The following is a 25,863-nucleotide window of genomic DNA, read 5'->3' as shown; positions in this document are numbered from 1 at the left end:
CTTGAGGTTAAACTCTAAAAAGTAAAAAAACAGGCACACAGGTGATCCCAACACAACAAAACCACTCGCACTTGGACTCACTGGAAGATCAGGTTGAACGCTATAAGCAGGTACTGGATGTGATGCCAGCTGGAGTGATTTTGCTCGATACACAGGGTGTTGTGCGCGAGGCGAATCCGGAAGCGCGACGTCTGCTCGAAGTGCCTCTGGTGGGAGAAAAGTGGTTCTCCATTATCCAGCAGGCGTTCTCACCTAAAGAGGACGACGGCCATGAGATTTCGCTCCGCAATGGCCGTAAAGTCCGTTTGGCCATTTCGGCCTCGACTACAGGCCAGTTAATCCTGATCACCGATCTGACCGAAACCCGCCTGCTGCAATCCCGGGTCAGCGATCTGCAACGTTTATCGTCACTGGGACGTATGGTCGCGTCACTGGCGCACCAGGTAAGAACGCCGTTATCAAGTGCGATGCTGTATGCGTCAAATCTGGCCGCCGCAAATTTGACACCCGCGACCAAAGAACGTTTCCAGACTAAATTGATGGACCGGCTGCATGACCTGGAGAAACAGGTCAATGATATGTTGCTGTTTGCCAAAGGTGGCGATAACAAAGTAGTGAGACCATTTACAGTAGCAGACCTGGTCGCGGAATTTGTGCCCATGGTCGAAACCGCATTAAAAACCAATCAGATTGATTATTGTCAGGAAGTTGAACAACCGGAAACGGTACTGTTTGGTAACGCAAATGCGGTGGCTTCCGCGTTAAGCAATCTGGTTATGAATGCGATTCAAATCGCCGGTAAAGGGTCGCAGATAGACGTGTTTTTCCGCCCGGTGAATGGTCAGTTAAAAATATCGGTGCAAGACAGCGGGCCTGGTGTGCCGCCAGAATTGCAATCAAAAATCATGGAACCTTTTTTTACTACCCGCTCTCAGGGCACCGGTTTGGGCCTGGCGGTAGTACAAATGGTCTGTCGGGCTCACGACGGCCATTTAGAATTGATTTCAGAACAGGGAGATGGGGCATGTTTTACCGTCTGCATACCTTTGCAGCGTGAGGTAACTGATGACTCAAGCCTAACGATGGGAGAAGAGTGATGGCTCAAAGCAAAGTATTAATCGTTGAAGATGATGAAGGTCTACGCGAAGCGCTGGTCGATACGCTTGCTTTAGCAGGTTACGAATGGCTGGAAGCGGATTGTGCCGAAGAGGCGCTGGTGAAACTGAAAACTCACGCTATCGATATCGTGGTGTCTGATGTGCAGATGGCGGGCATGGGTGGTCTGGCACTGCTGAGAAACATTAAGCAGCATTGGCCGAATCTGCCGGTACTGCTGATGACGGCCTACGCCAATATTGAAGATGCAGTATCGGCAATGAAAGATGGCGCGATAGACTACATGGCCAAACCGTTTGCACCGGAAGTGTTACTCAACATGGTCAGTCGCTATGCGCCGGTTAAATCCGATGATAATGGTGATGCTGTTGTGGCCGATGTAAAAAGCCTCAAGCTGCTGTCGTTGGCCGATAAAGTGGCCAAGACCGATGCCAATGTCATGGTGTTAGGCCCGAGTGGCTCGGGCAAGGAAGTCATGTCCCGCTACATTCACAAAGCATCAAATCGCAGTGATGGGCCATTTGTCGCCATCAACTGTGCCGCGATACCCGATAACATGCTGGAAGCGACGCTATTCGGCTACGAGAAAGGTGCGTTCACCGGAGCGGTTCAGGCTTGTCCGGGTAAATTTGAGCAGGCCCAGGGCGGCACCATTTTGCTCGATGAGATCAGCGAAATGGACCTGAATCTGCAAGCCAAACTGCTGCGTGTCCTGCAGGAGCGGGAAGTGGAGCGTTTAGGTAGCCGTAAAAGTATTAAGCTGGACGTCCGGGTTCTTGCCACCAGTAACCGTGACCTTAAGCAGTATGTCGACGAGGGCAATTTCCGCGAGGATTTATATTACCGGTTAAACGTCTTCCCTATCGCCTGGCCACCTTTGTGTGAGCGTCAGGGCGATATTGAGCCGCTGGCCAGCCACCTGATAGAGCGTCACTGTACCAAACTGGGCTTACCGGTCCCGTCGGTCGAACCGGCAGCGGTGGCAAAGCTGTTGCAGTATCCCTGGCCGGGCAATGTGCGCGAGCTGGATAATGTCATTCAGCGTGCGCTGATCCTGAGTGAAAACCATCATATCAGTGCAGAGCATATCCTGTTGGAAGGGATCGACTGGCAGGATGCCGGTAGCCTGCAACAGGTCGTGGAAAAGGGCTCACTGTCGATACCTGATGTCAAACCTATGGCACTAACCGAATCAATGAAGCCGATGGGTGGTAGTGGCCTGGGTGGCGAGCTACGCGATCAGGAATACGCCATCATCATGGAAACCTTGTCAGAGTGTAACGGCCGTCGCAAAGAAATGGCTGAAAAGTTAGGGATTAGCCCGCGCACACTCAGATATAAATTAGCTAAAATGCGCGATGCGGGAATCGATATTCCAGGTTAACCCGCACGTAATGAGATACAAATAGATGGCACACAACTTGCTCAAGTGTCATTAATCAGCGAGCAGTCAAACAGTTGACATCAGAGGACATAATGAAAATAAATGGATTTGAGGCAGAAATGCAGGCAATGAAGTTTCAAGCTGCCAATACTCAACCCACAGCGACCGGCCAGTCGGTCGGAGCAGATTTCAGTCAGTTACTCGGCCAGGCGATCAACAATGTCAATGGCTTGCAGCAAACTTCCAGCGATTTGCAGATGCGTTTCGATAGGGGAGACCAAGATATCTCCCTGTCTGACGTAATGATTGCGCGCAATAAATCCAGCGTGGCCTTTGAAGCGACTCTCCAGGTACGTAACAAGCTGGTTGAAGCGTACAAAGAACTCATGAACATGCCAGTATAAGTTAGGTAAATTTCGTGGCAGAAGATAATCGTACAACGGATTTGACCGTCACAGAGCCGGGGTCTAGCGCCGCACTTGTGGCGCAAAACGATATTGAAACTAACGTTCAGAACCCTGACCTGGATGAAAAAAGCAGCTCTAAGTTTGACATGGCGATCGGTGATCTTGACCTGTTGCGCCAGGTCATTCTGGTGCTGTCGATTTCCATCTGTGTCGCGTTGATCGTAATGCTGTTTTTCTGGGTAAAAGAACCGGAAATGCGTCCGCTGGGGGTGTATGACACCGAAGAACTGATCCCGGTGCTGGATTACATGGATCAGCAGAAACTGACCTACCAGCTGGACGGCAACACTATTTTAGTCCCTGTTAGTGAATACAACAGCCTTAAACTCAATCTGGCACGGGCCGGCCTGAACCGTGAGAAGCAGCCAGGGGATGATATCCTGCTGCAGGATATGGGTTTTGGTGTGTCGCAGCGCCTGGAGCAGGAGCGACTGAAACTGAGCCGTGAACGGCAGCTTTCCCAGGCCATCGAACAGATGAAACAGGTTCGTAAAGCCCGAGTCTTGCTGGCGCTGCCAAAACAGAGTGTTTTTGTCCGTCATAATCAGGAAGCGTCAGCTTCGGTTTTTCTGACCCTGCGCACCGGTGCGGTGATGAAGCAGGAAGAAGTTGATTCCGTGGTCGACATGGTGGCCAGTGCCGTACCGGGCATGAAACCAACCCGAATTACCGTGACCGACCAGTTCGGCCGGCTGCTCAGTTCCGGATCGCAGGATCCTGCATCGTCGGCGCGGCGTAAAGAGCAGGAGCTGGAGCGCAAACAAGAACAGGCGCTCCGGGAGAAAATCGACTCTGTGCTGATCCCGATCCTCGGTCTTGGCAACTACACCGCCCAGGTGGATATTGAACTGGATTTCAGTGCGGTAGAACAGACTCGCAAGCGGTTTGACCCTAATACGCCATCTACCCGCAGCGAATATACCCTTGAGGATTACAATAACGGCAACGTGGTAGCCGGAGTGCCAGGCGCCTTGAGTAATCAACCGCCAGCCGATGCTTCAATCCCTCAGGATGTCGCGCAAATGAAAGATGGCTCGCTGCTGGGCCAGGGGTCGGTACACAAAGAAGCGACCCGCAACTTTGAGCTAGACACGACCATCAGCCATGAACGCCGCCAAACCGGCGTGGTGAATCGTCAGACGGTGGCCGTGGCGATCAAAAACCGGGCGGTGGTCAATCCCGATAGCGGTGAAACCACCTATCTGCCAGTCTCGGATGCTGAGCTGGAATCCATCCGTCAGGTTTTGATTGGCGCAGTAGGATTCAGTGCCCAACGCGGCGATTTACTGAACGTGCTGAGCATGCAGTTCGCCGAGCCGGAGCAGGACCAGATCGCCGATGTGCCGATTTGGGAACACCCGAACTTCAACGACTGGGTTCGTTGGCTGGTGAGTGCGCTGGTGATCATCGTGGTGGTTCTGGCACTGGTTCGTCCGGCAATGAAAAAACTGCTCAATCCAACCAGTGAAGAAGACGAGCAGCTGTATGGTCCCGACGGGTTGCCGATTGGCGCTGATGGTGAAACCAGCCTGATTGGCGGAGACCTGGATGGCGAGTTGTTCGACTTTGGCTCCAGTATCGATCTGCCTAACCTGCACAAAGATGAAGACGTGCTGAAAGCCGTCAGAGCGCTGGTGGCCAATGAACCAGAATTAGCCGCACAAGTAGTGAAAAATTGGATGCAGCAAGATGCCTAATGAAATCGTAGCTAAAGAAACGGGTGGAGAGATCGTAGAGAGTTCCACCGTTGACATCGCCACTATTCCCGGAGAAGAGCGGGCGGCTATTCTGCTGCTCAGCCTCAATGAAGACGATGCCGCCGGTATCATTCGCCACCTGGAACCCAAGCAGGTCCAGCGCGTGGGGAGTGCCATGGCCAGAGCGACAGACTTAAGCCAGGATAAAGTCAGCGCGGTTCATCGGGCGTTTCTGGATGATATTCAGAAATACACCAACATCGGTATGGGCAGCGAAGACTTTATGCGCAAAGCGCTGGTGTCTGCCCTGGGTGAAGACAAAGCGAATAATCTGGTCGATCAGATCCTGCTCGGCACCGGCTCAAAAGGGCTGGATTCACTCAAGTGGATGGACCCGCGTCAGGTGGCCAGCATTATCCTCAACGAGCACCCGCAGATTCAGACTATCGTCTTGTCCTACCTGGATCCTGACCAGTCGGCGGAAATTCTGTCTCAGTTTGCCGAGCGGGATAGACTCGACCTGATGATGCGTATCGCAAACCTGGAAGAGGTACAACCGTCTGCGCTGGCTGAACTTAATGAGATCATGGAGAAACAGTTTGCCGGTCAGGCTGGTGCTCAGGCAGCCAAGATTGGTGGCCTGAAAGCGGCTGCCGAGATCATGAACTATCTGGACAACAACATCGAAGGAACCCTGATGGATCAGATTCGCGATCAGGACGAAGATATGGCGACCCAGATCCAGGATTTGATGTTTGTGTTCGAAAACCTTATCGAAGTGGACAACCAGGGCATTCAGAAGCTGCTGCGTGACGTGCCTCAGGAAGTGCTGCAAAAAGCGCTTAAAGGTGCCGATGACACGCTACGTGACAAGATCTTTAACAATATGTCCAAACGTGCTGCTGAGCTGATGAAAGATGACCTGGAAGCGATGCCACCGGTGAAAGTATCTGATGTTGAAGCGGCACAAAAAGAAGTACTGGCCATCGCAAGACGAATGGCTGACAACGGCGAGCTCATGTTGTCCGGTGGTGCGGACGAATTCCTTTAACAGCAGCCCATCGCTAACTACTGCCGGAGAGAGAAATGTCAGTTGAACGGAAACGCGGTTTTTTACGTTTAGATGATGATGAAGTGGTGGAAAAACCCCAGAAATGGGGCTTGCCAGATTACGGCTCTGAAACCAAGCAGCAAGCCCGTGAAACCGCGATGAATTACGACCCGGCCTGGATCCCGGATTTTACTCCTCAGGCCGAAGAAGCACCGCTGGAGTTGACCGAAGAAGAAATTGAGCAGATCAAGCAGGGTGCCTATCAGGAAGGTAAGCTGCTCGGTCAGGAAGCCGGTTTCAAACAAGGCTACGACAAAGGCAAAGCGCAAGGCGTGAGCGACGGTCAGAAGGAAGGCTTCGAATTAGGCCAGCAAGAAGGGCTGGCAGCCGGCCAGGCGATCATCAATCAACATGTCGAGACGTTTGTCAATCTTGCCAACCAGTTTGCCCAGCCGCTGGACCTGATGAACGCGCAGGTTGAAAAACAGTTAGTCGACATGGTGCTCAGCCTGGTTAAGGAAGTGGTGCATGTTGAAGTGCAAACCAACCCTCAGGTGATTCTGGATACGGTCAAACAGTCAGTGGAAGCTCTGCCAATCACCGGTCACAGTATTACTCTCCATCTCAATCCTGACGATGTCGCCCTCGTTCAGTCAGCCTATGGTGACCAGGAACTGGTATTTCGTAACTGGACTCTGGTCAGCGAGCCGGCACTGAACCGGGGAGACGTACAGATTGAAGCGGGCGAATCGAGTGTCAATTATCGTGTTGAAGAGCGGGTGCGCAATGTTCTGCAACGATTCTGCGGCACCAACCGACACCAGTCGGGGGAGTCATGCTAGCGTTAGCTGAGCGGCTCAGCCAATACAAAACCCAGGGCATCAGCTGCCGGCCAGTTGCGTCCGGAAAACTGGTGCGTGTAGTTGGCTTAACCCTGGAAGCCACCGGTTGCCGAGCACCGATTGGCAGCTTGTGTACGGTTGAAACCATGAGCGGCTCGATGGAAGCCGAAGTGGTCGGTTTCTCCGGCGACAACCTATTTCTGATGCCGAGCGAGCAGATTACCGGCGTGTTACCAGGCGCAAAAGTCACCCCGCTGACCAGTGAAACCGGATTGCCGGTAGGAATGGAGCTATTGGGCCGGGTGATCGATGGTGTCGGTAACCCACTCGACGGTCTGGGGCCGATCTACACCGCCCAGCGAGCCGCGTTTAACAGCGAACCGATCAACCCTCTGGCACGTAAACCTATCTCTGAACCTCTGGATGTCGGGCTCAAAGCCATTAACGGCCTGCTGACGGTCGGCAAAGGCCAGCGTATCGGCCTGTTTGCCGGTTCCGGTGTCGGTAAATCGGTCACACTCGGCATGATGACCAGAGGAACAACCGCCCAGGTGGTTGTGGTCGGGTTGATTGGTGAGCGGGGCCGTGAGGTTAAAGAGTTCATCGAAGAAATTCTCGGCGTCGACGGCCGGCAACGCTCGGTGGTGGTGGCGGCTCCGGCCGACTCTTCACCTCTGATGCGACTTAAGGGCTGCCAGACGGCCCTGACTATCGCGGAGTATTTTCGCGATCAGGGGTTGGACGTGTTGCTGTTGATGGACTCGTTAACCCGTTTTGCTCAGGCACAACGTGAAATTGCGTTATCGGTGGGAGAGCCGCCGGCAACCAAAGGTTATCCGCCATCAGTGTTTGCTAAGCTCCCGGCGCTGGTAGAACGGGCCGGTAACGGCGGGCCGGAACAGGGCTCCATCACCGCATTCTTTACCGTACTGACCGAAGGGGACGATCTGCAGGATCCGATAGCGGATGCGTCACGGGCGATTCTGGACGGCCACGTGGTGCTTTCTCGCGAACTGGCTGATGCCGGCCATTACCCCGCTATCGATGTTGAAAAATCGGTCAGCCGGGTGATGCCACAGATCACCACCGACGAACACCTGTTGATGTCTAAGGCGGTGCGTCAGGTACTGTCGGTCTGCCGCAAAAATCAGGATCTGGTGTCGATCGGCGCTTACAAGCCCGGTACCGATCCGGCAATCGATAGCGCATTTACCCTTAAACCTCGCCTGGACGAGTTTTTGCAGCAAAGTATGCGCGAGAGTGTGCCGTACGATATGTGCATCAGCATGTTGAAGAATGTACTGCAAGGTGGGTAACTGAGCGATGGATAATGCACTGGAGTTTTTGCTTGATCAGGCAACTGAGCGCGAAAAACAAGCGGTATTGGCGCTCGGTCAGGCGCGCTCTGAGTTGACCAGTTACTATCAGCAACTGGCGCAGATCGAAAAATACCGTCTGGATTATTGTCAGCAACTGGTCGACAGGGGGATGGCAGGCTTAACCGCCAGTCAATACGGTCACTTAAACCACTTTCTGACCCAGTTGGATGAAACCCTGGCCAAGCAGAAATCCGCAGAGACGCATTTCACCCAGCAGGTGGAGAACTGCGAACAGCACTGGCTCGAACAACGTAAGCAGCGCCGCTCGTATCAGTGGTTAATCGACAAAAAGCGCGCTGAACGTGAGCAGTTGCAGGCCAAGCGGGAACAGAAGCAGATGGATGAATTCGCTACGTTACAGTTTGGTCGCAACAGGCCGCGTTATTAGTTCATTTCATCCTGTGGGTGTGGGATCGATTAGGTAATTGGCGCGTATCTTGCAAAATTCTGGGTAACGCCGGGTCTGAACCCCGATCTGGCGTGATGAATTGAAACCCAATCGCCTACCAGGACGAGTATTAACAGATGAATGTGAACGTTACCTCTGCCAGCGAACCAGTGAAAACCGGTAACAAGACGTTACCGGGCAGCAGCGAACAGCCGGACTCGGTCGAGTCAGGCGGCTTTTTGCAAAAGCTGGCCAATTTGCTTTCCGGCGGTGGCACCGACAAGGTTAAAGGCAACAGTGAATCTGACGGTAGCGAACAAAATATCGCGGTAGCAGACGGAGACGCATCACAGGATGCTACGGCCGTGCCGCTTGCAGATGCCAATACAGAATTGACTGTCGCGACTGAAGATATAGCCGGTGAGCTCAAGGATTCGGACTCCAAAGCGGATTCCCAGCCGGTTAGCGTTGCCGCCGAAAATGACAATGGCTCACGGATTCAGTCGGCTGAATCGGATCCGGTGGAAGCCAGCCAGGTCGTTGAAGCAAGTGATCAACTGCTGGGACGATTAGAGCAGTCCAGCAAAGCGCTGCAGCCTCAACAGGGCAACGCGCAGACTGGCGGCAAAACATTGCCTCTGGCCGATGAGTCAGAACAACAGGCTGCTGATCGTTACCTAACAGTAGACCCATCGGCCGGTGAGACACCTGAGTCCGTTTTCACGGGTAAAGCCGAGCAAGCCGTCGCTGAAGCCAAACCGGCTGGTAAATTGGCGGCAGAGGGCCAGAGTTCGCTCAATGACAAAATTGGCTGGACGGCCAAAGTAGCCGGTCTGGCTGGCGCAGATGGTATTGCTCAACAAGACAAGCAGACACCATTGACCGCCAGCGTGCCGGGCCAGCCGGACAAATCGCTGTCTGCGGTTGGCGTTCATGCTGGAGATGCCGCAATAGCGCCTGGCTTGCAAACACAGGCACAAGCGTCAGCTGCAGCGGCTTCTGAGCAGGCCCTGCTTAAAGGCACTCTGGCCAGCCAGGCGCTGGCCGGGCTGAAAAACAGTCAGAATGACGGCCAGGATACCCGCATTGAGGAAAGCTCTTTTGCCCAGCAACTGAGCAGTGCTGCCGGTGTTAACAAAACTGCTGCATTGGCCCGGGCGGAACAGGTGCAGCCACCGCTGACGCTGAACCGTGAACTGGCCGGTGATCAACTGGCTGAACGAGTGCAGATGTTGATGTCGAAAAATCTCAAGCAGGTTGATATTCGTTTGGATCCACCAGAATTAGGCCGGCTGCAAATCCGCTTACAGGTCAATGGTGACAACACCAGCGTCCATTTTAACGTTGCCAATGCTCAGGCCCGTGACGTGATCGAGCAATCGATGCCCAGGTTGCGAGAGATGCTGGCACAACAAGGGGTGCAACTGGCCGATACCTCGGTTCAGCAGCAGGCATCGGGGCAGCAGCGACAATTTGCCTCTGGCCAGCAGAGTGGCACGGGCTCACAAGGTAATCTGGAGGCTGAGTCCGGAGCAGAAAACCTTGAAGCAGACATCAATCTTGATTTGAATGTGGCAGCAAAGCGTGATGGAATCAGCTATTACGCTTAAACTGTCCCAAAAATAAAACCCATAGAGAAGGTTATGGCTAACGAACAGGTTCAGGAAGCTCCGCAAGGGAAAAAAAAGTTTTTACTAATCGGCGTCATTGCGCTGGTGGTGTTACTGGCAGGTGGCGCTGGCGCTTACTTCCTACTGGCTCCTGACAGTGGCGCTGACTCCGGCCAATCTGCGAACCATCAGTCGGCGACCAATGCCGCCCCGGTGGCTTATGTCAATATTGCTCAGCCGTTTGTGTTTAATGTTACCGGCGACAAACGTAACCGGCTGGTGCAGATTAAAGTGCAGTTGATGGTACGGGGTAGCGAAAATGAAAACCTGGCCAAGTACCACTCGCCGTTGATTGAGAGCTCTTTGCTGAGCACTTTTGCCTCGGCTACGGTGGATCAGCTTCGCAGCGTCAATGGCCGGGTCGAATTGCGTGATAAGGCATCGGAAGATATCAAAGCGAGCTTGATTCGCGCGGTAGGTGAGCCTGTGATTGAACGGGTTCTGTTTACCGATTTTGTAATACAGTAGGTGCTTTGTGACCGATCTATTAAGCCAGGACGAAATTGACGCGCTACTCCACGGAGTGGATGACGTAGACGAAGTCGAAGATAACGACTCCGCGGATGAGGGAGCGGCGGTATCGTTTGACTTCTCATCGCAAGACCGCATCGTTCGCGGTCGTATGCCGACGCTGGAGCTGATCAACGAACGCTTTGCCCGCCATCTGCGCATCAGCTTGTTTAACATGCTGCGCAAAACCGCCGAGGTCTCGATCAACGGCGTGCAGATGATGAAATTCGGTGAATACCAGAACACCCTTTACGTTCCTACCAGTCTGAACATGGTGCGCTTCCGGCCACTAAAAGGCACGGCGCTGATTACCATGGAAGCCCGGCTGGTGTTCATCCTGGTGGAAAACTTCTTTGGTGGTGACGGCCGTTTTCACGCTCGGATTGAAGGGCGGGAATTTACTCCCACTGAGCGGCGTATTGTCCAGTTGCTGCTGAAAATTGTCTTCGAAGATTACAAAGAAGCCTGGTCGCCGGTGATGGGGGTCGAATTCGAGTATCTGGACTCGGAAGTTAACCCGAGTATGGCCAATATTGTCAGTCCGACTGAAGTGATCGTGGTGAGCTCATTCCATATCGAGGTCGATGGCGGTGGTGGTGACTTCCACATGGTGATGCCTTATTCCATGGTCGAACCGATCCGCGAACTGCTGGATGCCGGTGTTCAGTCCGACAAGATGGAAACCGATGTGCGCTGGAGTTCGGCACTGCGTGAAGAGATCATGGATGTGCCGGTCAACTTCAGGGTCAATTTGCTGGAGCAGAATCTGTCTCTGCGCGACCTGATGGAGTTGCAGCCTGGCGACGTCATCCCAATCAACATGCCGGAACACGCGACCATGTTTGTCGAAGAGCTGCCTACCTTCAGGGTCAAGATGGGCCGCTCCGGCGATAATATGGCGGTGCAGATTTCAGAAAAAATCAAACGACCGGACGTAGTAAAAACAGATATCGCCTTTTTAGGCAAAGACGTCATATCGGCACTGGATGATGACGATGATGACAACTGAGATGAATAAGTAGGTAATACAATGGAACCAACTGACGATCAAAAACTGGCGGACGAATGGGCTGCGGCACTGGGTGAAGACCCGTCTGCGCCTGATATCGATGTCGATGAAGTGATGGCGGCTCAGCTCGATGAGCTGAAAGATACCTCTACGCCAATCAGTGACGATGAGCGTCGTAAACTGGACACCATTCTCGATATCCCGGTGACCATCTCAATGGAAGTCGGTCGCTCACAGATCAGCATTCGTAACCTGTTGCAGCTCAACCAGGGTTCAGTAGTCGAGCTGGAACGCCTGGCGGGCGAATCACTGGATGTACTGGTGAATGGCACTTTGATTGCCCACGGTGAAGTGGTGGTGGTGAACGATAAGTTCGGTATCCGCCTCACCGATGTGATCAGCCAGACAGAGCGGATCAAGAAGCTAAGGTAGATTATGCGCGTATTGACGCTTGGAACGTTACTTGTTCCCGCGGTGGCTGGCGCAGCACCCACCAGCCAGTTAGATTGGGCGACCACCTTTGGGTCGCTTTTGTTCGTTATCGTTTTTATCCTCGGCCTGGCCTGGCTCTTGAAGCGGATGCAGGTACCTGCTCTGGTCAATCAGAAAGGCCTCAGCATTGTCCGTCAGCTGTCAGTCGGCACCAAAGAGCGGGTAGTGATCGTTCAGGCCGGCGAAGAGCAATACCTGGTCGGGGTAACCAGCCAATCCATCCAGTTGATCGCCAAGCTGGATAAACCATTAGCCCAAGATGAAGTCGCAGTGAACTCGTTCGCCAGCCAATTTTCCCAACTGATCAAGAAAAATGAATCGAAATAATGTCGTCATCCGTTGGTTTGTTCTAATACTGCTTTCCCTGCTGAGCAGTCTGGCACTGGCTCAGCAGGAGCTGGATACGCCGATTCCGGCCAATGCCGCAGGGGCATCAGATATCACAGTGACTGCGATGGAGCAGGAGACGGCCAATTCGCGCACCATAGCCGCAGGCAGCGTCAGCGGTGGTGGCGGTATTCCTGCCTTTACCATGACGACCAACCCGGATGGCAGCGAAGATTATTCGATCAACCTGCAAATACTGGCGCTGATGACCATGCTGGGTTTTTTGCCCGCGATGGTCATTCTGATGACGTCGTTCACCCGGATCGTGATCGTGATGTCGATATTGCGTCAGGCGATGGGCCTGCAGCAGACCCCGTCTAATCAGGTGATTATCGGCATCGCCATCTTTTTGACATTCTTTATTATGTCGCCGGTATTAAGCCGGATAAACGATCAGGCGATTCAACCGTATATCAATGAGCAGATCAGCGCCCGCCAGGCGTTTGACGTGGCTCAGGTGCCGATGAAAGAGTTCATGCTCAAGCAGACCCGGGTTAAAGACTTGGAAACCTTCGTCAATATCTCCGGTTCGGATGCGGCTAACCCGGAAGACGTTTCTATGGCGGTTCTGATCCCGGCATTTATTACTTCTGAACTGAAAACCGCGTTCCAGATAGGCTTTATGCTGTTTCTGCCGTTTTTGATCATCGACCTGGTGGTGGCATCGGTACTGATGGCGATGGGTATGATGATGTTATCGCCGATGATCGTATCACTGCCATTTAAATTGATGTTGTTTGTGCTGGTGGATGGCTGGAACCTGATCTTATCAACACTGGCGGGCAGTTTTGCCCTCTAGCGGAGTCGCTTATGACACCTGAAATATTCGTCGAGTTATTCAGAGATGCACTGTGGATGGTGTTGATCATGGTGTGTGCCATCATAGTGCCCAGTTTGCTGGTGGGTCTGATGGTAGCGGTGTTTCAGGCTGCCACATCGATTAACGAACAGACGCTGAGTTTTCTACCGAGGTTGATAGTTACCCTGTTAGCCTTGATGCTGTTCGCCCACTGGATGACCCAGATGATGATGGAGTTTTTCTTTTCCATGGTTGAACGCCTGCCCCAGGTGCTGTACTAGGTAAAGCTATGGAGTTTCCAGCCAGTGTCGTACTCGATTGGATTGCCAGTTACTTCTGGCCATTGACCCGGATCGGCGCCATGTTGATGGTGATGTCGGTCACCGGTGCCCGCTTTGTCTCCCCCCGTATCCGGCTCTATCTGTCTCTGGCGATCACCCTGGCGGCCATGCCGGTGATCCCGGCCGCTCCCGCCGATATAGAGCTGCTGTCGTTTGCCGGTTTTATGGTGTTGCTGGAGCAGATCGTCATCGGGGTCGCGATGGGCACCATTACCCAGTTTATGATTCAGACTTTCGTCATTCTCGGCCAGATCCTCGGTATGCAGTCCAGTCTGGGTTTCGCCTCGATGGTGGACCCGGCCAACGGTCAGAATACCCCGCTGCTTGGCCAGCTGTTTATGTTTCTGGCCACCATGTTTTTTCTCGCCACCGACGGTCACCTGAAAATGATTCAGCTGGTAGTGATGAGCTTTCGTTCGCTGCCGATTGGCAGTGGTGCACTCGCCGCAGCCGATTACCGCGAGCTGGCGAGCTGGCTGGGTATTATGTTTAAGGTGGCGCTGAGCATGTCGCTTTCCGGCATTATTGCCTTGCTGACCATCAACCTGTCGTTTGGCGTAATGACCCGGGCAGCGCCACAGCTGAATATCTTTTCGCTCGGCTTCGCTTTTGCCCTTATCGTCGGCCTGTTGCTGTGCTGGTACATCATCAGCGGCCTGTATAGTCACTATGAGCTATTCTGGTTGCAGGGAGAGCAGCAAATCTGTGACTTTATCCGGTTAACCTGTTAGGAGGCGGCGATGGCAGAATCAGACGGTCAGGAACGCACCGAAGACGCCACCCCCCGAAGGCTGCAGCAAGCTCGGGAGAAAGGGCAGGTTGCCCGTTCAAAAGAGCTTGCGTCGGTTTCGGTTCTGGTGGTGGGGGCTATCTCGCTGATGTGGTTTGGTGAGGCGCTGGCCCGGGCACTGTTTGCCGTGATGTCGCGGCTGTTCAGTCTCAGCCGGGAAGAGGTGTTCGATTTTGTCAAACTGGGTGACATCGCCCTCGGCAGCCTGACCAATTTGCTCGGGCCGTTGGCGCTGATACTGGTCACGCTGTTTGTTGCCGCGATGATAGGCGCGGCCGGGCTGGGCGGCATCAATTTTTCTGCGGAAGCGGCGCGGCCTAAACTATCGAAAATGAACCCACTCAGTGGGTTGAAGCGAATGTTCGGTATGCAGAGCTGGGTTGAGCTGCTGAAGTCGATTCTCAAGGTTACCCTGGTGGCGGGGATGGCGTTTTATCTGATTAACGCTGCCAAAGCCGATCTGTTCCAGCTCAGCATGGATGTGTTTCCCGACAATATTTTCCACGCGCTGGATATCCTGCTTAATTTTGTATTGTTGATCAGCTGCTCGCTGCTGATCGTGGTGGCGATCGATATTCCGTTCCAGATCTGGCAGCACGCCAACCAGCTTAAGATGACCAAACAAGAAGTCAAAGACGAATACAAGGAGACGGAAGGGAAACCGGAAGTCAAAGGCCGCATTCGCATGTTGCAGCGGGAAGCGGCGCAGCGTCGTATGATGTCCGCGGTTCCCGAAGCGGATGTGGTGATTACCAACCCGGAGCACTTTTCCGTGGCACTGCGCTATAAGCAAGACAGCGATAAAGCGCCGGTGGTGATCGCTAAAGGGACCGACCATATGGCGATGAAAATTCGTGAAGTGGCCCGCGAACACGATATCTATGTCGTGCCTGCGCCGCCTTTGGCCAGGGCGCTCTACCACAGCACAGAGTTGGAGCAACAGATCCCGGACGGCCTGTTTACTGCGGTGGCTCAAGTCCTGGCCTATGTATTCCAGCTCAAGCAGTACCGTCGCCGGGGGGGCCAGCGGCCGCAGTTAAAATCGTCCGAGCTGCCGATCCCGCCTGACTATCGTCATTAAAAAAACGCGTCATGAAAACACGTTACTATTTTTCCGGAATCGACAGCAGTACCAGCAGCGCGCCGTCGCCACCGAATTCCAGCGGTGCCTGGTGGAACGCCATTACATCCGGGTGCTGTGCCAGCCACAGCGGCGCTTTCTGTTTTAAGATATGTTTGCCGATACCGTGCTGAACACAAGCACAGTGAACGTTGTTTTTGACGCAGTAGGCGATCATCGCCCCCAGCTCCCGCTTGGCTTCCAGCTGCGTCATGCCGTGCATATCGAGAAACACATCCGGTACATAGACGCCGCGTCGCAGTCGTTTCACTTCATATTGTGACACATCGTCTCTGGCATAACGGGTCGGGCCCTCTTCACTGAGCAGCGGTACGAACTCATCAGAAAAATAGAATTCACTGTCGGCAGCCTCGCGGCTGGTGCGGCGAATTTCTTTTTGTTTACTGTTTCTTTTTGGTTGCTGGACTATGGTATCCTGTGACAACTTTTTTACGCCTTGTACTGCTTGCTGAAACAGGGTGAAATCGTCATCGGAATCGGTGTCTTTTTTGCTCATAAGGGTGTTTGGCAGCTAAATCAAAATTACTGGCAGTATTGTAGCGCTTTTCGGAGTTAATTTTGGATAAGATTTTTGTAGAAGAAGCGGTGTCTGAACTGCATACACTTCAAGATTTGATTCGTTGGACCGTCAGCCGTTTTAACGCGGCCAACCTTTTCTTTGGCCACGGAACTGACAACGCCTGGGATGAAGCGGTTCAGCTGATTTTGCCGACTCTCTATCTACCTATCGACATTCCATCCCATGTGCTGAATTCGCGTCTGACCAGCAGTGAGCGGATGCGGGTGGTGGAGCGGGTGGTGAAACGCATTAATGAACGTACGCCGACGGCCTACCTGACCAACAAAGCCTGGTTCTGTGGCCTGGAATTTTATGTTGATGAGCGCGTGCTGGTCCCTCGTTCACCGATCGCCGAACTGATCCAGGCCAACTTCCAGCCATGGCTGGTTGAAGAACCCATGCGGATCATGGACATGTGTACCGGCAGTGGTTGTATCGCTATCGCCTGTGCCCACGCATTCCCGGATGCCGAAGTCGATGCGATTGATATTTCGACGGATGCACTACAGGTCGCTGAGCAAAACATTCAGGATCACGGCATGGAGCAGCAGGTGTTCCCAATCCGCTCCGATCTGTTCCGCGATCTGCCGCAAGAGCAGTACAACCTGATCGTGTCAAACCCACCGTATGTGGATGAAGAAGACATGAACAGCCTGCCGCAGGAATTTACCCATGAGCCGGAACTGGGTCTGGCAGCGGGCAGCGACGGTCTGAAGCTGGTGCGCCGTATCCTGGCCAACGCCGCAGACTATTTGACTGACAACGGCATACTGATCTGCGAAGTGGGCAACTCTATGGTGCATATGATCGAGCAGTATCCGCATATTCCGTTCACCTGGATTGAATTTGAACACGGTGGCCATGGGGTGTTTATGCTGACCAAAGCCCAGTTGGCCGAGATCCGCGACGAGTTCTCCATTTACCGCGACTAAGCGGATTCGCCAACTATTCAATGTGAAAAACGTCAGGTATTGCACCTGGCGTTTTTATTTGCGCCAAGAATTGCAGTTTTGATGGGCATTGGGGCTTTACTTCAAATCTGAATAACGCCACTATGAATCCACCAAGAATTGCATAAATAACGATTGGCGACCTGAGCCAGCCCGGAAATGGTTGCCGCTTTGCGGTCGCAGTCGGAATAATTGAGGACATAATGGCAGGAAACAGTATCGGACAACACTTCCGGGTAACCACATTCGGAGAGAGTCACGGTATCGCACTGGGATGTATCGTTGATGGTTGCCCTCCGGGGTTAGAACTGACAGAAGCCGATCTGCAAACAGATCTGGACCGTCGTCGTCCCGGGACTTCGCGCTATACCACCCAGCGTCGCGAACCCGATGAGGTAAAAATCCTCTCCGGCGTCTTTGAAGGCAAAACCACCGGCACTTCCATTGGCCTGTTGATTGAAAATACCGATCAGCGCTCAAAAGACTACTCGGAGATCAAAGATAAGTTCCGTCCCGGTCATGCTGATTACACCTATCATCAGAAATACGGTATTCGTGACTACCGCGGTGGCGGTCGCTCGTCGGCACGTGAAACCGCAATGCGGGTTGCCGCCGGTGCTATCGCCAAAAAGTATCTGAAGCAGCAGTTTGGCGTCGAAATTCGTGCTTACCTGTCGCAGATGGGCGATGTGTCGATCGACAAAGTGGACTGGAACGAGATCGAAAACAACCCGTTTTTCTGCCCGGACGCAGATAAAGTCGAGCAGTTTGACCAGTTGATCCGTGACTTGAAAAAGCAGGGCGACTCGATCGGTGCCAAGCTGCAGGTGGTGGCCACCAATGTGCCGGTCGGTCTGGGAGAGCCGGTATTTGACCGCCTCGACGCCGATATCGCCCACGCGCTGATGAGCATCAACGCGGTGAAAGGGGTCGAAATCGGCGACGGTTTTGATGTCGTGAAGCAGAAAGGCAGCCAGCACCGCGATCCGCTTTCTCCGCAAGGGTTTGGCAGCAACCACTCCGGCGGTATTCTGGGTGGTATCTCGACCGGCCAGGAGATCGTGGCTAATATTGCTCTGAAGCCGACCTCCAGTATCACGGTACCGGGTGATACCATCAACCGGCAGGGTGAAGCGACCCAGTTGATCACAAAAGGTCGTCATGACCCTTGTGTCGGCATTCGAGCCGTGCCGATAGCCGAAGCCATGCTGGCGATCGTGCTGATGGATCATCTGCTGCGCCACCGTGGTCAGAACCAGGGCGTCAGTACCGAAACGCCGATCATATAAATCGGGTTTCAGTGTGTTAATCAAGGCTCACATTCTGTGGGCCTTTTTGTTGGCTGCCGTTTACCCGGCGATGAAAAAAAGCGAAAATGCCGCGTTAGTTTGAAGCCTATTGACGTTATGACAGAGACCACCATTGCCAATCACCACTATCAGGATCTGATCGACATTTTCCATCAGACGTTCTTTACCACTTATAACACCGAGCTGGTGTTAGGCGGCGAGGAGCCGATCTACTTACCGGCCAACGACCAGGTTCCGTACCACAGGATCGTTTTTGCGCGTGGCTTCTATGCGTCGGCACTGCACGAGATTGCCCACTGGTGTGTGGCCGGGCCAGAGCGGCGTTTGCTGGAAGATTTCGGTTACTGGTATCACCCGGACGGTCGCAGTGAAACGGTTCAGGCTGAATTTGAGCAGGTGGAAATCCGTCCTCAGGCTTACGAATGGATCCTGTCGCGCAGCGCCGGGTTTCCTTTTAGTGTCAGTTGTGACAATCTACACGGCGATTTTGAACCGGACAGGCTCGGCTTTATGACAAAAGTTCAGCAGGAAGTGCTGACCATTTTGCGTCGAGGGCTTCCCCCCAGAGTGCAGCAGCTGTCCGATGCACTGCGTTCGTTTTATCACACCGCCCCGCTGGTGGCTGATGATTTCATCGTACGATAACCTACAGAGTTAATTATGATTACAGAATATGAAGAGCAATTGCTGGAGCTGATCGATGCGCGCATCCATGCCGCTTCGGATGATGAACTGTTTGCCGGAGGCTATCTGCGCGGGCATATATCCCTCTCTGCCGCGGAATGTGAAGAGCAGGGCATTAACGATGTGGCTCAGTTGAAACAGCTTGTGAATGCCAGCCTGGAAAAAGCCCGTAGCGAACTGACCCCGGCGGACCGCACTATTGTGCAGGATTTGTGGCTGGAGCTGCAAAATCAACTGTAATCGTTCCATATCTCGTACAATTATTGTTCGAATTTTTGGAACGAATTCGTACAAAAATTCTGGTTGTTGAGATTAGCCTGGATCTTTATTCTAGTTGTTAATACTTAAGGGTAAGGAGTAAGGTTATGAAAATTGTCGCTTTTGGTGCATCTACCAGTTCTACGTCGATCAATAAAGCGTTGGCAAGTTACACCGCGAACTTAGTCGAAAATGCTGAAGTAACGGTGTTGGACATCAACAACTACCACGTACCTATGTTCAGTGAAGACACTGAAAAAGAGATCGGCCACGCCGAAGGGGCGCAGGGTTTTCTGCGTGATCTGGCAGATGCGGATGCGTATGTGATCTCGTTCGCTGAACATAATGGTCACTACCCGGCAGCGTATAAAAACCTGTTTGACTGGGCGACCCGGATTGAGCGTTCGGTATTTCAGGATAAACCGGCTGTTTACCTGGCGACCTCTCCCGGCCCGGGCGGCGCGACGTCAGTACTGTCTGCTGCGGTGAATTCCGCATCGTTTTTTGGCGGCAACGTCAAAGCGTCGCTTTCGGTACCCAACTTTTATGACAATTTCGACCTGGCCTCCGGCACCGTGACCAACCAAGAGATTGCTCAGCAGCTCAAACAGGCGGTTAGCCAACTGGGGTAATCTGCCGCTCATTCGCTAGCATTAAAAAAACGCCTTACATTACGATAAGGCGTTTTTTATTGTCTGCATTTCCGTGCTGTCAGCCGCGGATAATATTGACGCTAGATATTACCAGTCACTTGGGCTCAGACAATTGCCTTGCCTTTGCGCAGCCGGCGAATCCACATCCGGCTGGGGTGCAGTTCGTTTAACACCTCTACCGGTAAAGGCAGAGGATCGCCGCAAATCTGTGAGGCCAGCGTTTCGGCCAGCAGCGGTGCTGAGCTCAGCCCGCGTGAGCCCAAGCCTAATAGGGCATACAGGTTAGGGTAGTGGGCGACTGGAGGCGCCTGTTCGGCCGTCATGGACTGCAAGTTGGCGTACTGCTGAAGAATCTGCTCGAAATCGCCGATATTGCCAACGAACGGCAGGTGGTCGCGACTGACGCAGCGGATCCCCTGCCGTGATAGGTTACCGCTGGTATCCACTTCTCCTGGCCAGGATTGATTCGGCACGCAGTGAGCCAGTTTGTCACCGTTGCTTTGCTGGGCGAACGGGTCAAACTCGGTATCCAGGTGCTCACGGTCGTAACTGGCGCCAATGCAGTGATGCATGTTCGCTGGATTATGCGGGGTCATATAGCCGTCATAGCAGAGGACCGTTTTCAGTTGCTGCAGAGTGTCGGTGGTCGGGATATGGCTCACCTGGCCTTTGACTTGCCCCAATGGAATCGATTGGGTCTGTTGCCACTGGCTGAACTGATGGCCATTGGCGACCACCACCGCATGGTGCTGATGCTGGCCCTGACCGCTGGTCAAGATCCACAACTGCTGTTCTTCATCCCAGTCGAGCTGGTCGATGCTGTGGTTTAACTTAAGTTTTATCTTGCCTGCCTCGGCAAGGGCGGTAAGCACGCCCTCGGTAAGCTGCGCCGGGCAGAGCCAGCCACCAAGCGGATAGCTGACGCTGGCCATATCCACCGGCAGGCCGATGGTGTCGCTGGTCTGTTGTGGGTTAAGCGCAACAACCAGCTCAGCAGGGAAACCGCCCTGGAGCATTTTCTCCAGCTTGGCCTGGGATTTATCATCCCACATCAGCTGAGTGACGCCGCACCAGTCATGGTCAAACTTAACCGACTGGCTTACCTGCTGGTAGAACTGGCGGGCGAACAGAAATGCCGGTGCAAAGACCCGCGACACGCCGCTGTGGCTGCCATTGAGCAGCGGATAAACCGCGCCCTGACGGTTGCCCGATGCCCCCTGGGCCGGTTTACCGTCACGGCAATACAGGGTCACTTTTTTACCGCGCCGGACCAGACTCTGGGCCAGAGTCGCACTGGCCACCCCGCCGCCAATAATGGCAATGTCATCGCAGGTTGCGCTGCCAGTACGCTGATACCAGGGAAGCAAATTCCCGGCTGTTCCGTCGCCTTGGTAGCTGCCGCTGATCATTTCCCGCTTAGTGCCAAAACCTTTGACTTTTTTCATCGCAAAGCCGGCGTCAATCAGCCCCCGGCGCACAAAACCGGCGGCGGTAAAAGTGGCGCAGGTACAATCCGGCTTCGCCAGCCTGGCCATGCCATCAAACAGAGTCTGGTTCCACATCTCGGGGTTTTTGCTCGGGGCAAAACCGTCCAAAAACCAGGCATCGACCAGGCCTGGAGCTTGGGTAGGTACCTGGGGCAGGCAGTCTTTAATATCGCCAAACCACAAGTCCAGCGTGACGGCACCGTCGTCCAGAACTATGCGGTGACATTCAGGTACGGCTATTGGATAATGGCGTTGCAGCTTTTCCGCGTAGCGGGCTAATTCGGGCCAGGCCTGGTGAGCTTTCACCAGGTCAGACTGGCTGATGGGGTATTTTTCGAAACTGATAAAGTGCAGTTCCTGCATGGTAGCCTCGGGATTCTGCTGACGGAAATGGTCAAACCATTGCCAGGCGGCGAGAAAATTGAGGCCGGTGCCAAACCCGGTTTCGGCAATCACAAATCGACGCTGGTCAAACTGTTGCCAACGCTCGGGCAACTGGTTTTGGGTCAGGAACACATAACGGGTTTCCTCCAGGCCGTTTACATTGGAAAAATAGACGTCGTCAAACTGGTCGGAGACCGGGGTACCGGCTTCATTCCAGTCCAGATGTGCATTGCGGATAATAGTCATATTGGCTGTATCTTGTCTTCAGGACGATAAATTGGAACGGATTGTACGAATTTAAGGGAAAGCTGACCACTTTTGTAATGTATCTTCGCTATTATCTAGCGGATTTGTGAATTATTAGGAAGGTCTCATGAAACGAGTCGTAATCACCGGTATGGGTATTGTTTCAAGTATCGGTAACAACGTCGAAGAAGTTCTAGCGTCTTTGAAGGCGGGGAAATCAGGTATCACAGCCTCAGAGCAGTTCAAGGAAGTTGGTCTGCGTTCTCAAGTCTGGGGTAATCTGAAAATGAACCCAGCTGACCATATTGATCGTAAAAAAATGCGCTTTATGGGTGATGCGGCGGCGTTTGCTTACCTGTCAATGGAACAAGCTATCGCGGATGCGGGCCTGTCTGAAGACCAGGTCTCTAACGAGCGTACCGGTATTGTGGCCGGTTCAGGCGGCGCTTCTTCTGCGAACCAAGTTGCTGCAGTCGATATCCTACGTGAAAAAGGCGTTAAGCGCGTTGGTCCTTACATGGTGCCTCGTACCATGTCGTCAACCGTTTCAGCTTGTCTGGCAACGCCGTTCAAAATCCGTGGGGTGAACTACTCAATGAGCTCGGCATGTGCCACTTCTGCTCACTGTATCGGCCACGCGATGGAACTGATCCAACTGGGTAAACAGGACATCGTTTTCGCCGGTGGCGGTGAAGAACTGGATTGGTCACTGACTATGATGTTTGATGCGATGGGTGCCCTGTCGACCAAATACAATGACACTCCAGACAAAGCTTCCCGTACTTATGACGCTGACCGTGACGGATTCGTGATCTCTGGTGGCGGCGGTATGGTTGTGGTTGAAGAACTGGAGCACGCTCTGGCTCGCGGTGCCAAAATCTACGGCGAAATCGTCGGTTACGGCGCGACTTCTGACGGCTACGATATGGTGGCTCCTTCAGGTGAAGGCGCAATTCGTTGTATGAAGATGGCGATGCAGGACGTCGACAGCGTCGATTACGTTAACACTCACGGTACTTCTACACCGGTTGGTGATGTAAAAGAACTGGGTGCAATTCAAGACGTATTCGGTGGTAACAGCCCGGCGATTTCAGCGACTAAAGCCATGACCGGTCACGCGCTGGGTGCGGCAGGTGTGCACGAAGCCATCTACTCAACCCTGATGCTGGACAACAACTTTATCGCGCCAAGCATCAACGTGGACAATCTTGACGAAGCGGCTGCTGGCCTGGATATCGTGACTGAAACTCGCGAAGCCGAGCTGACCACGGTTATGTCTAACAGCTTTGGTTTCGGTGGCACTAACGCCACTCTGGTGATCAAAAAGTATCAAGCTTAATCCCCAAGCGGTTAAGCGACCAGTTTCCAGAGCGGGTCAGTACTACTGACCGAACAGACGCCGGTTTTATCCCATGGAGAGCGGGGTAAAACCATTAGGTTCTGGATATTTGCCCGGCTTCGGCCGGGCCTTTTATTTTCTGCTGCCGGGACAGCCGGAATCCCTCGACAGCGCCAGCCCTTTCTTGCACAATCTAGCCCCTAATCCACCAACCATTTGATTACCTGTCGCTATGAGAATTCTGATTGATGAAAATATGCCTTATGCCGAGCAGCTGTTCAGCCAACTTGGCGAAGTGATCTTAAAACCGGGGCGCAATCTGACTGCAGATGATCTGGTTGATGTTGATGCGCTGATGATCCGCTCGGTAACCAAAGTTGACCAGGCGTTGATCGCTAAAGCCAACCGGCTAAAATTTGTCGGCAGCGCGACCGCAGGCATGGACCACGTTGACCAGCCATTGCTGGCCGAACGGGGCATCTATTTCACCGCAGCGCCAGGATGCAACAAAGTCGGCGTGGCCGAATACGTGTTCAGCGTCATGATGGTGCTGGCGCAGCAACAGGGCTTTTCGGTGTTTGATAAAACCGTCGGTATCATTGGTGCCGGTCAGGTTGGCAGCTATCTGGCCGACTGCCTGGCAGGGATCGGTATTCGGGTGTTGCTTAACGATCCACCTAAGCAGGCCGGAGGTGACAGCCGCGAGTTTACCCCGCTGAATACGCTGCTGGAACAATCGGATATCATTACCCTGCACACACCGCTGACCCGTGCGGGTGAGCATCCGACCCACCACCTGATTGGCGCCGATGAACTCGCTGCACTGCGCCCTGACCAGATTCTGATCAATGCTGCCCGTGGCCCGGTGGTGGATAACCAGGCATTAAAACAGCGCCTGGCCCGGAATGACGGTTTTAGTGCAGCGCTGGATGTGTTTGAGTTTGAACCCGAAGTGGATATGGAACTATTGCCGCTGCTGGCCTTTGCCACTCCTCATGTCGCCGGTTATGGCTTGGAAGGTAAGGCGCGCGGAACGACGATGATTTTCAATAGTTACTGCGAATTTCTGGGCATTTCCCTCTCGGCCCAGGCCAGTGATCTGTTGCCGACTGCGCCGCTGCCCAGAGTGTTATTGGACCGTGCCTGGGATGAAGCAACGCTGCACAATCTGACTCAAATCATCTATGATGTGCGCAAAGATGACGCCTTATTCCGGCGTGAAATAGCCAGACCGGGAGCCTTCGATCAGATGCGTAAACAGTATTGGGATCGCCGCGAGTACAGCGCAATAACTCTGGTGGGTGATGCTCACTGTCAGCTCGCTCCCCTGGCTAAACTAGGTTTTAAAGTAGAGGTAACTCAATGAGCCAACAATATAATGTCGCCGTGCTGGGCGCGACCGGTGCGGTGGGTGAAACCATCTTAGAAGTACTGCAGGAGCGAAAGTTTCCGGTAGGCGAATTATTCCTGCTGGCCAGTGAACGCAGTGAAGGTAAAACATACCGCTTTAATGGTAAAACAGTTCGGGTACAAAATGTCGAAGAATTCGACTGGTCGCAAGCGCATATTGGCCTGTTTTCAGCGGGGGGAGCATTGTCGGAACAGTGGGCACCAATCGCCGCCGATGCCGGTGTGGTGGTGATCGATAACACCTCACACTTCCGTTACGACTACGACATTCCGCTGGTAGTACCGGAAGTGAACCCGGAAGCGATTGCTGAGTTTCGTAACCGCAATATTATTGCCAATCCAAACTGTTCAACCATTCAGATGCTGGTGGCGCTCAAACCTATCCATGACGCGGTGGGTATCGAGCGGATTAATGTGTCCACTTATCAGTCTGTCTCCGGCGCGGGCAAATCGGGTATTGATGAGCTGGCCGGTCAAACGGCTAAGCTGCTGAATGGTCTTCCGGCTGAGCCGAGCCAGTTTAGCCAGCAGATCGCGTTTAACTGTATTCCGCAAATCGACCAGTTTATGGACAACGGTTACACCAAAGAAGAGATGAAGATGGTCTGGGAAACCCAGAAAATCTTTAATGACCAGACCATTGCCGTCAACCCTACCTGTGTTCGGGTACCGGTGTTCTATGGTCATGCTGAGGCAATTCACCTGGAAACCCGCGCACCGATTGACGCGCAACAGGTGGTAGAGCTGCTGGAACACACCGAGGGTGTGGAAGTCTTCCACGGCGAAGATTTTCCGACCCAGGTACGCGATGCCGGCGGTAAGGACCATGTGATGGTAGGGCGTATTCGCAATGACATCAGCCACCCAAGCGGTATCAACCTGTGGGTGGTGGCGGACAACGTGCGCAAAGGGGCGGCGACCAATGCCGTGCAAATCGCCGAAGTGCTGATCCGCGATTACTACTAAGGTTCACCTGTTAGCCTGGTTAACCGGTATAGAAAGCCCCGTTTTTCGGGGCTTTTAATTAAATGCTCATCTCAGGCGGCAATTTGTGTGAGCTTACTGCGATTATCATGCTTGCCACACATTTTTTACCCTACGGGCTATAGTTTTGCCCACG

The 25,863-nt window shown here is 53.4% G+C and carries 27 protein-coding genes; 25 read left to right on the top strand and 2 right to left on the bottom strand.

All coding sequences use genetic code 11. From position 1 onward, the window contains the following. Positions 1-41: 41 nt before the first annotated feature. From ACQY6F_RS01545 to flhB, 17 genes are all read left to right on the top strand, one after another. Positions 42-1,097: a sensor histidine kinase gene (locus tag ACQY6F_RS01545; RefSeq protein WP_428771769.1), complete on the top strand. Its 1,056-nt coding sequence runs from the start codon at positions 42-44 to the stop codon at positions 1,095-1,097. Further along, a complete protein-coding gene (locus tag ACQY6F_RS01540; RefSeq protein ID WP_428771767.1) occupies positions 1,097-2,500 on the top strand; it encodes a sigma-54-dependent transcriptional regulator in 1,404 nt (467 codons plus the stop codon). The genes ACQY6F_RS01545 and ACQY6F_RS01540 overlap by 1 nt, the downstream gene beginning before the upstream one ends. 92 nt (positions 2,501-2,592) lie before the next feature. Further along, positions 2,593-2,904: a flagellar hook-basal body complex protein FliE gene (fliE, locus tag ACQY6F_RS01535; RefSeq protein WP_428771765.1), complete on the top strand. Its 312-nt coding sequence runs from the start codon at positions 2,593-2,595 to the stop codon at positions 2,902-2,904. Between the two features lie 14 nt (positions 2,905-2,918). Further along, positions 2,919-4,664, top strand: coding sequence for a flagellar basal-body MS-ring/collar protein FliF (fliF, locus tag ACQY6F_RS01530; RefSeq protein ID WP_428771763.1), 1,746 nt, complete (start codon positions 2,919-2,921; stop codon positions 4,662-4,664). Further along, positions 4,657-5,715 (top strand): flagellar motor switch protein FliG, encoded by a 1,059-nt coding sequence (gene fliG / locus ACQY6F_RS01525; RefSeq protein WP_428771761.1) that lies wholly within the window; start codon positions 4,657-4,659, stop codon positions 5,713-5,715. The genes fliF and fliG overlap by 8 nt, the downstream gene beginning before the upstream one ends. Positions 5,716-5,750: 35 nt before the next feature. Then, complete coding sequence (gene fliH, locus ACQY6F_RS01520; protein ID WP_428771759.1) at positions 5,751-6,557, top strand: flagellar assembly protein FliH; 807 nt, start codon at positions 5,751-5,753, stop codon at positions 6,555-6,557. Continuing rightward, positions 6,551-7,873: a flagellar protein export ATPase FliI gene (fliI, locus tag ACQY6F_RS01515; RefSeq protein ID WP_428771757.1), complete on the top strand. Its 1,323-nt coding sequence runs from the start codon at positions 6,551-6,553 to the stop codon at positions 7,871-7,873. Before fliH ends, fliI begins: the two co-directional genes overlap by 7 nt. 7 nt (positions 7,874-7,880) lie before the next feature. Further along, positions 7,881-8,324 carry a flagellar export protein FliJ gene (gene fliJ, locus ACQY6F_RS01510; RefSeq protein ID WP_428771755.1) on the top strand — a complete coding sequence of 148 codons (444 nt, stop codon included), beginning with the start codon at positions 7,881-7,883 and terminating at the stop codon, positions 8,322-8,324. A 137-nt stretch (positions 8,325-8,461) separates the two neighbouring features. Next, positions 8,462-9,934, top strand: a complete 1,473-nt coding sequence (locus ACQY6F_RS01505; protein WP_428771753.1) for a flagellar hook-length control protein FliK — start codon at positions 8,462-8,464, stop codon at positions 9,932-9,934. A gap of 33 nt (positions 9,935-9,967) precedes the next feature. Next, entirely contained in the window at positions 9,968-10,462 is a 495-nt protein-coding gene (gene fliL / locus ACQY6F_RS01500) for a flagellar basal body-associated protein FliL (protein ID WP_428771751.1), read from the top strand. Between the two features lie 7 nt (positions 10,463-10,469). Next, the gene (gene fliM, locus ACQY6F_RS01495; protein WP_428771749.1) at positions 10,470-11,513 is read left to right on the top strand and encodes a flagellar motor switch protein FliM; all 1,044 of its coding nucleotides are present in this window, start codon (positions 10,470-10,472) and stop codon (positions 11,511-11,513) included. 21 nt (positions 11,514-11,534) lie between these two features. Then, positions 11,535-11,945 carry a flagellar motor switch protein FliN gene (gene fliN, locus ACQY6F_RS01490; RefSeq protein ID WP_428771747.1) on the top strand — a complete coding sequence of 137 codons (411 nt, stop codon included), beginning with the start codon at positions 11,535-11,537 and terminating at the stop codon, positions 11,943-11,945. Positions 11,946-11,948: 3 nt separating this feature from the next. Then, positions 11,949-12,332 (top strand): flagellar biosynthetic protein FliO, encoded by a 384-nt coding sequence (gene fliO / locus ACQY6F_RS01485; RefSeq protein WP_428771745.1) that lies wholly within the window; start codon positions 11,949-11,951, stop codon positions 12,330-12,332. Beyond that, positions 12,319-13,191 (top strand): flagellar type III secretion system pore protein FliP, encoded by an 873-nt coding sequence (gene fliP, locus ACQY6F_RS01480; RefSeq protein ID WP_428771743.1) that lies wholly within the window; start codon positions 12,319-12,321, stop codon positions 13,189-13,191. The genes fliO and fliP overlap by 14 nt, the downstream gene beginning before the upstream one ends. 11 nt (positions 13,192-13,202) lie before the next feature. Continuing rightward, positions 13,203-13,472, top strand: coding sequence for a flagellar biosynthesis protein FliQ (gene fliQ, locus ACQY6F_RS01475; protein ID WP_428771741.1), 270 nt, complete (start codon positions 13,203-13,205; stop codon positions 13,470-13,472). 8 nt (positions 13,473-13,480) lie between these two features. Then, positions 13,481-14,263 (top strand): flagellar biosynthetic protein FliR, encoded by a 783-nt coding sequence (gene fliR, locus ACQY6F_RS01470; RefSeq protein ID WP_428771739.1) that lies wholly within the window; start codon positions 13,481-13,483, stop codon positions 14,261-14,263. 9 nt (positions 14,264-14,272) lie between these two features. Further along, positions 14,273-15,403: a flagellar biosynthesis protein FlhB gene (gene flhB / locus ACQY6F_RS01465; RefSeq protein WP_428771737.1), complete on the top strand. Its 1,131-nt coding sequence runs from the start codon at positions 14,273-14,275 to the stop codon at positions 15,401-15,403. A 25-nt stretch (positions 15,404-15,428) separates the two neighbouring features. Here the strand turns inward: flhB and smrB are convergent, their stop codons facing one another. Continuing rightward, positions 15,429-15,959: an endonuclease SmrB gene (gene smrB / locus ACQY6F_RS01460; protein ID WP_428771735.1), complete on the bottom strand. Its 531-nt coding sequence runs from the start codon at positions 15,957-15,959 to the stop codon at positions 15,429-15,431. A 62-nt stretch (positions 15,960-16,021) separates the two neighbouring features. Here smrB and prmB point away from each other — a divergent pair, with 62 nt between their 5' ends. From prmB to ACQY6F_RS01435, 5 genes are all read left to right on the top strand, one after another. Further along, entirely contained in the window at positions 16,022-16,954 is a 933-nt protein-coding gene (gene prmB, locus ACQY6F_RS01455) for a 50S ribosomal protein L3 N(5)-glutamine methyltransferase (protein WP_428771733.1), read from the top strand. Positions 16,955-17,175: 221 nt separating this feature from the next. Next, entirely contained in the window at positions 17,176-18,261 is a 1,086-nt protein-coding gene (gene aroC, locus ACQY6F_RS01450) for a chorismate synthase (RefSeq protein WP_428771731.1), read from the top strand. A gap of 117 nt (positions 18,262-18,378) precedes the next feature. Next, the gene (locus tag ACQY6F_RS01445; RefSeq protein ID WP_428771729.1) at positions 18,379-18,927 is read left to right on the top strand and encodes an elongation factor P hydroxylase; all 549 of its coding nucleotides are present in this window, start codon (positions 18,379-18,381) and stop codon (positions 18,925-18,927) included. A 15-nt stretch (positions 18,928-18,942) separates the two neighbouring features. Next, complete coding sequence (locus tag ACQY6F_RS01440) at positions 18,943-19,206, top strand: YfcL family protein (protein WP_428771727.1); 264 nt, start codon at positions 18,943-18,945, stop codon at positions 19,204-19,206. Between the two features lie 125 nt (positions 19,207-19,331). Beyond that, the gene (locus ACQY6F_RS01435; protein WP_428771725.1) at positions 19,332-19,856 is read left to right on the top strand and encodes an NADPH-dependent FMN reductase; all 525 of its coding nucleotides are present in this window, start codon (positions 19,332-19,334) and stop codon (positions 19,854-19,856) included. A 125-nt stretch (positions 19,857-19,981) separates the two neighbouring features. Here the strand turns inward: ACQY6F_RS01435 and mnmC are convergent, their stop codons facing one another. Continuing rightward, positions 19,982-21,994, bottom strand: coding sequence for a bifunctional tRNA (5-methylaminomethyl-2-thiouridine)(34)-methyltransferase MnmD/FAD-dependent 5-carboxymethylaminomethyl-2-thiouridine(34) oxidoreductase MnmC (gene mnmC, locus ACQY6F_RS01430; RefSeq protein WP_428771723.1), 2,013 nt, complete (start codon positions 21,992-21,994; stop codon positions 19,982-19,984). Between the two features lie 127 nt (positions 21,995-22,121). Between mnmC and fabB the strand changes: the two genes are divergently transcribed. From fabB to ACQY6F_RS01415, 3 genes are all read left to right on the top strand, one after another. After that, the gene (gene fabB / locus ACQY6F_RS01425) at positions 22,122-23,333 is read left to right on the top strand and encodes a beta-ketoacyl-ACP synthase I (protein WP_428771721.1); all 1,212 of its coding nucleotides are present in this window, start codon (positions 22,122-22,124) and stop codon (positions 23,331-23,333) included. Positions 23,334-23,565: 232 nt separating this feature from the next. Beyond that, complete coding sequence (locus ACQY6F_RS01420) at positions 23,566-24,699, top strand: 4-phosphoerythronate dehydrogenase (RefSeq protein ID WP_428771719.1); 1,134 nt, start codon at positions 23,566-23,568, stop codon at positions 24,697-24,699. After that, the gene (locus ACQY6F_RS01415; protein ID WP_428771717.1) at positions 24,696-25,709 is read left to right on the top strand and encodes an aspartate-semialdehyde dehydrogenase; all 1,014 of its coding nucleotides are present in this window, start codon (positions 24,696-24,698) and stop codon (positions 25,707-25,709) included. Before ACQY6F_RS01420 ends, ACQY6F_RS01415 begins: the two co-directional genes overlap by 4 nt. The last annotated feature ends 154 nt before the right edge of the window (positions 25,710-25,863 follow it).

The sequence above is a fragment of the Vibrio sp. genome (assembly GCF_050299255.1).
Lineage (GTDB): Bacteria > Pseudomonadota > Gammaproteobacteria > Enterobacterales > Vibrionaceae > Vibrio.
Note: the sequence above shows the minus strand (reverse complement) of the source record. Positions and strands in the feature narration are given on the sequence as shown.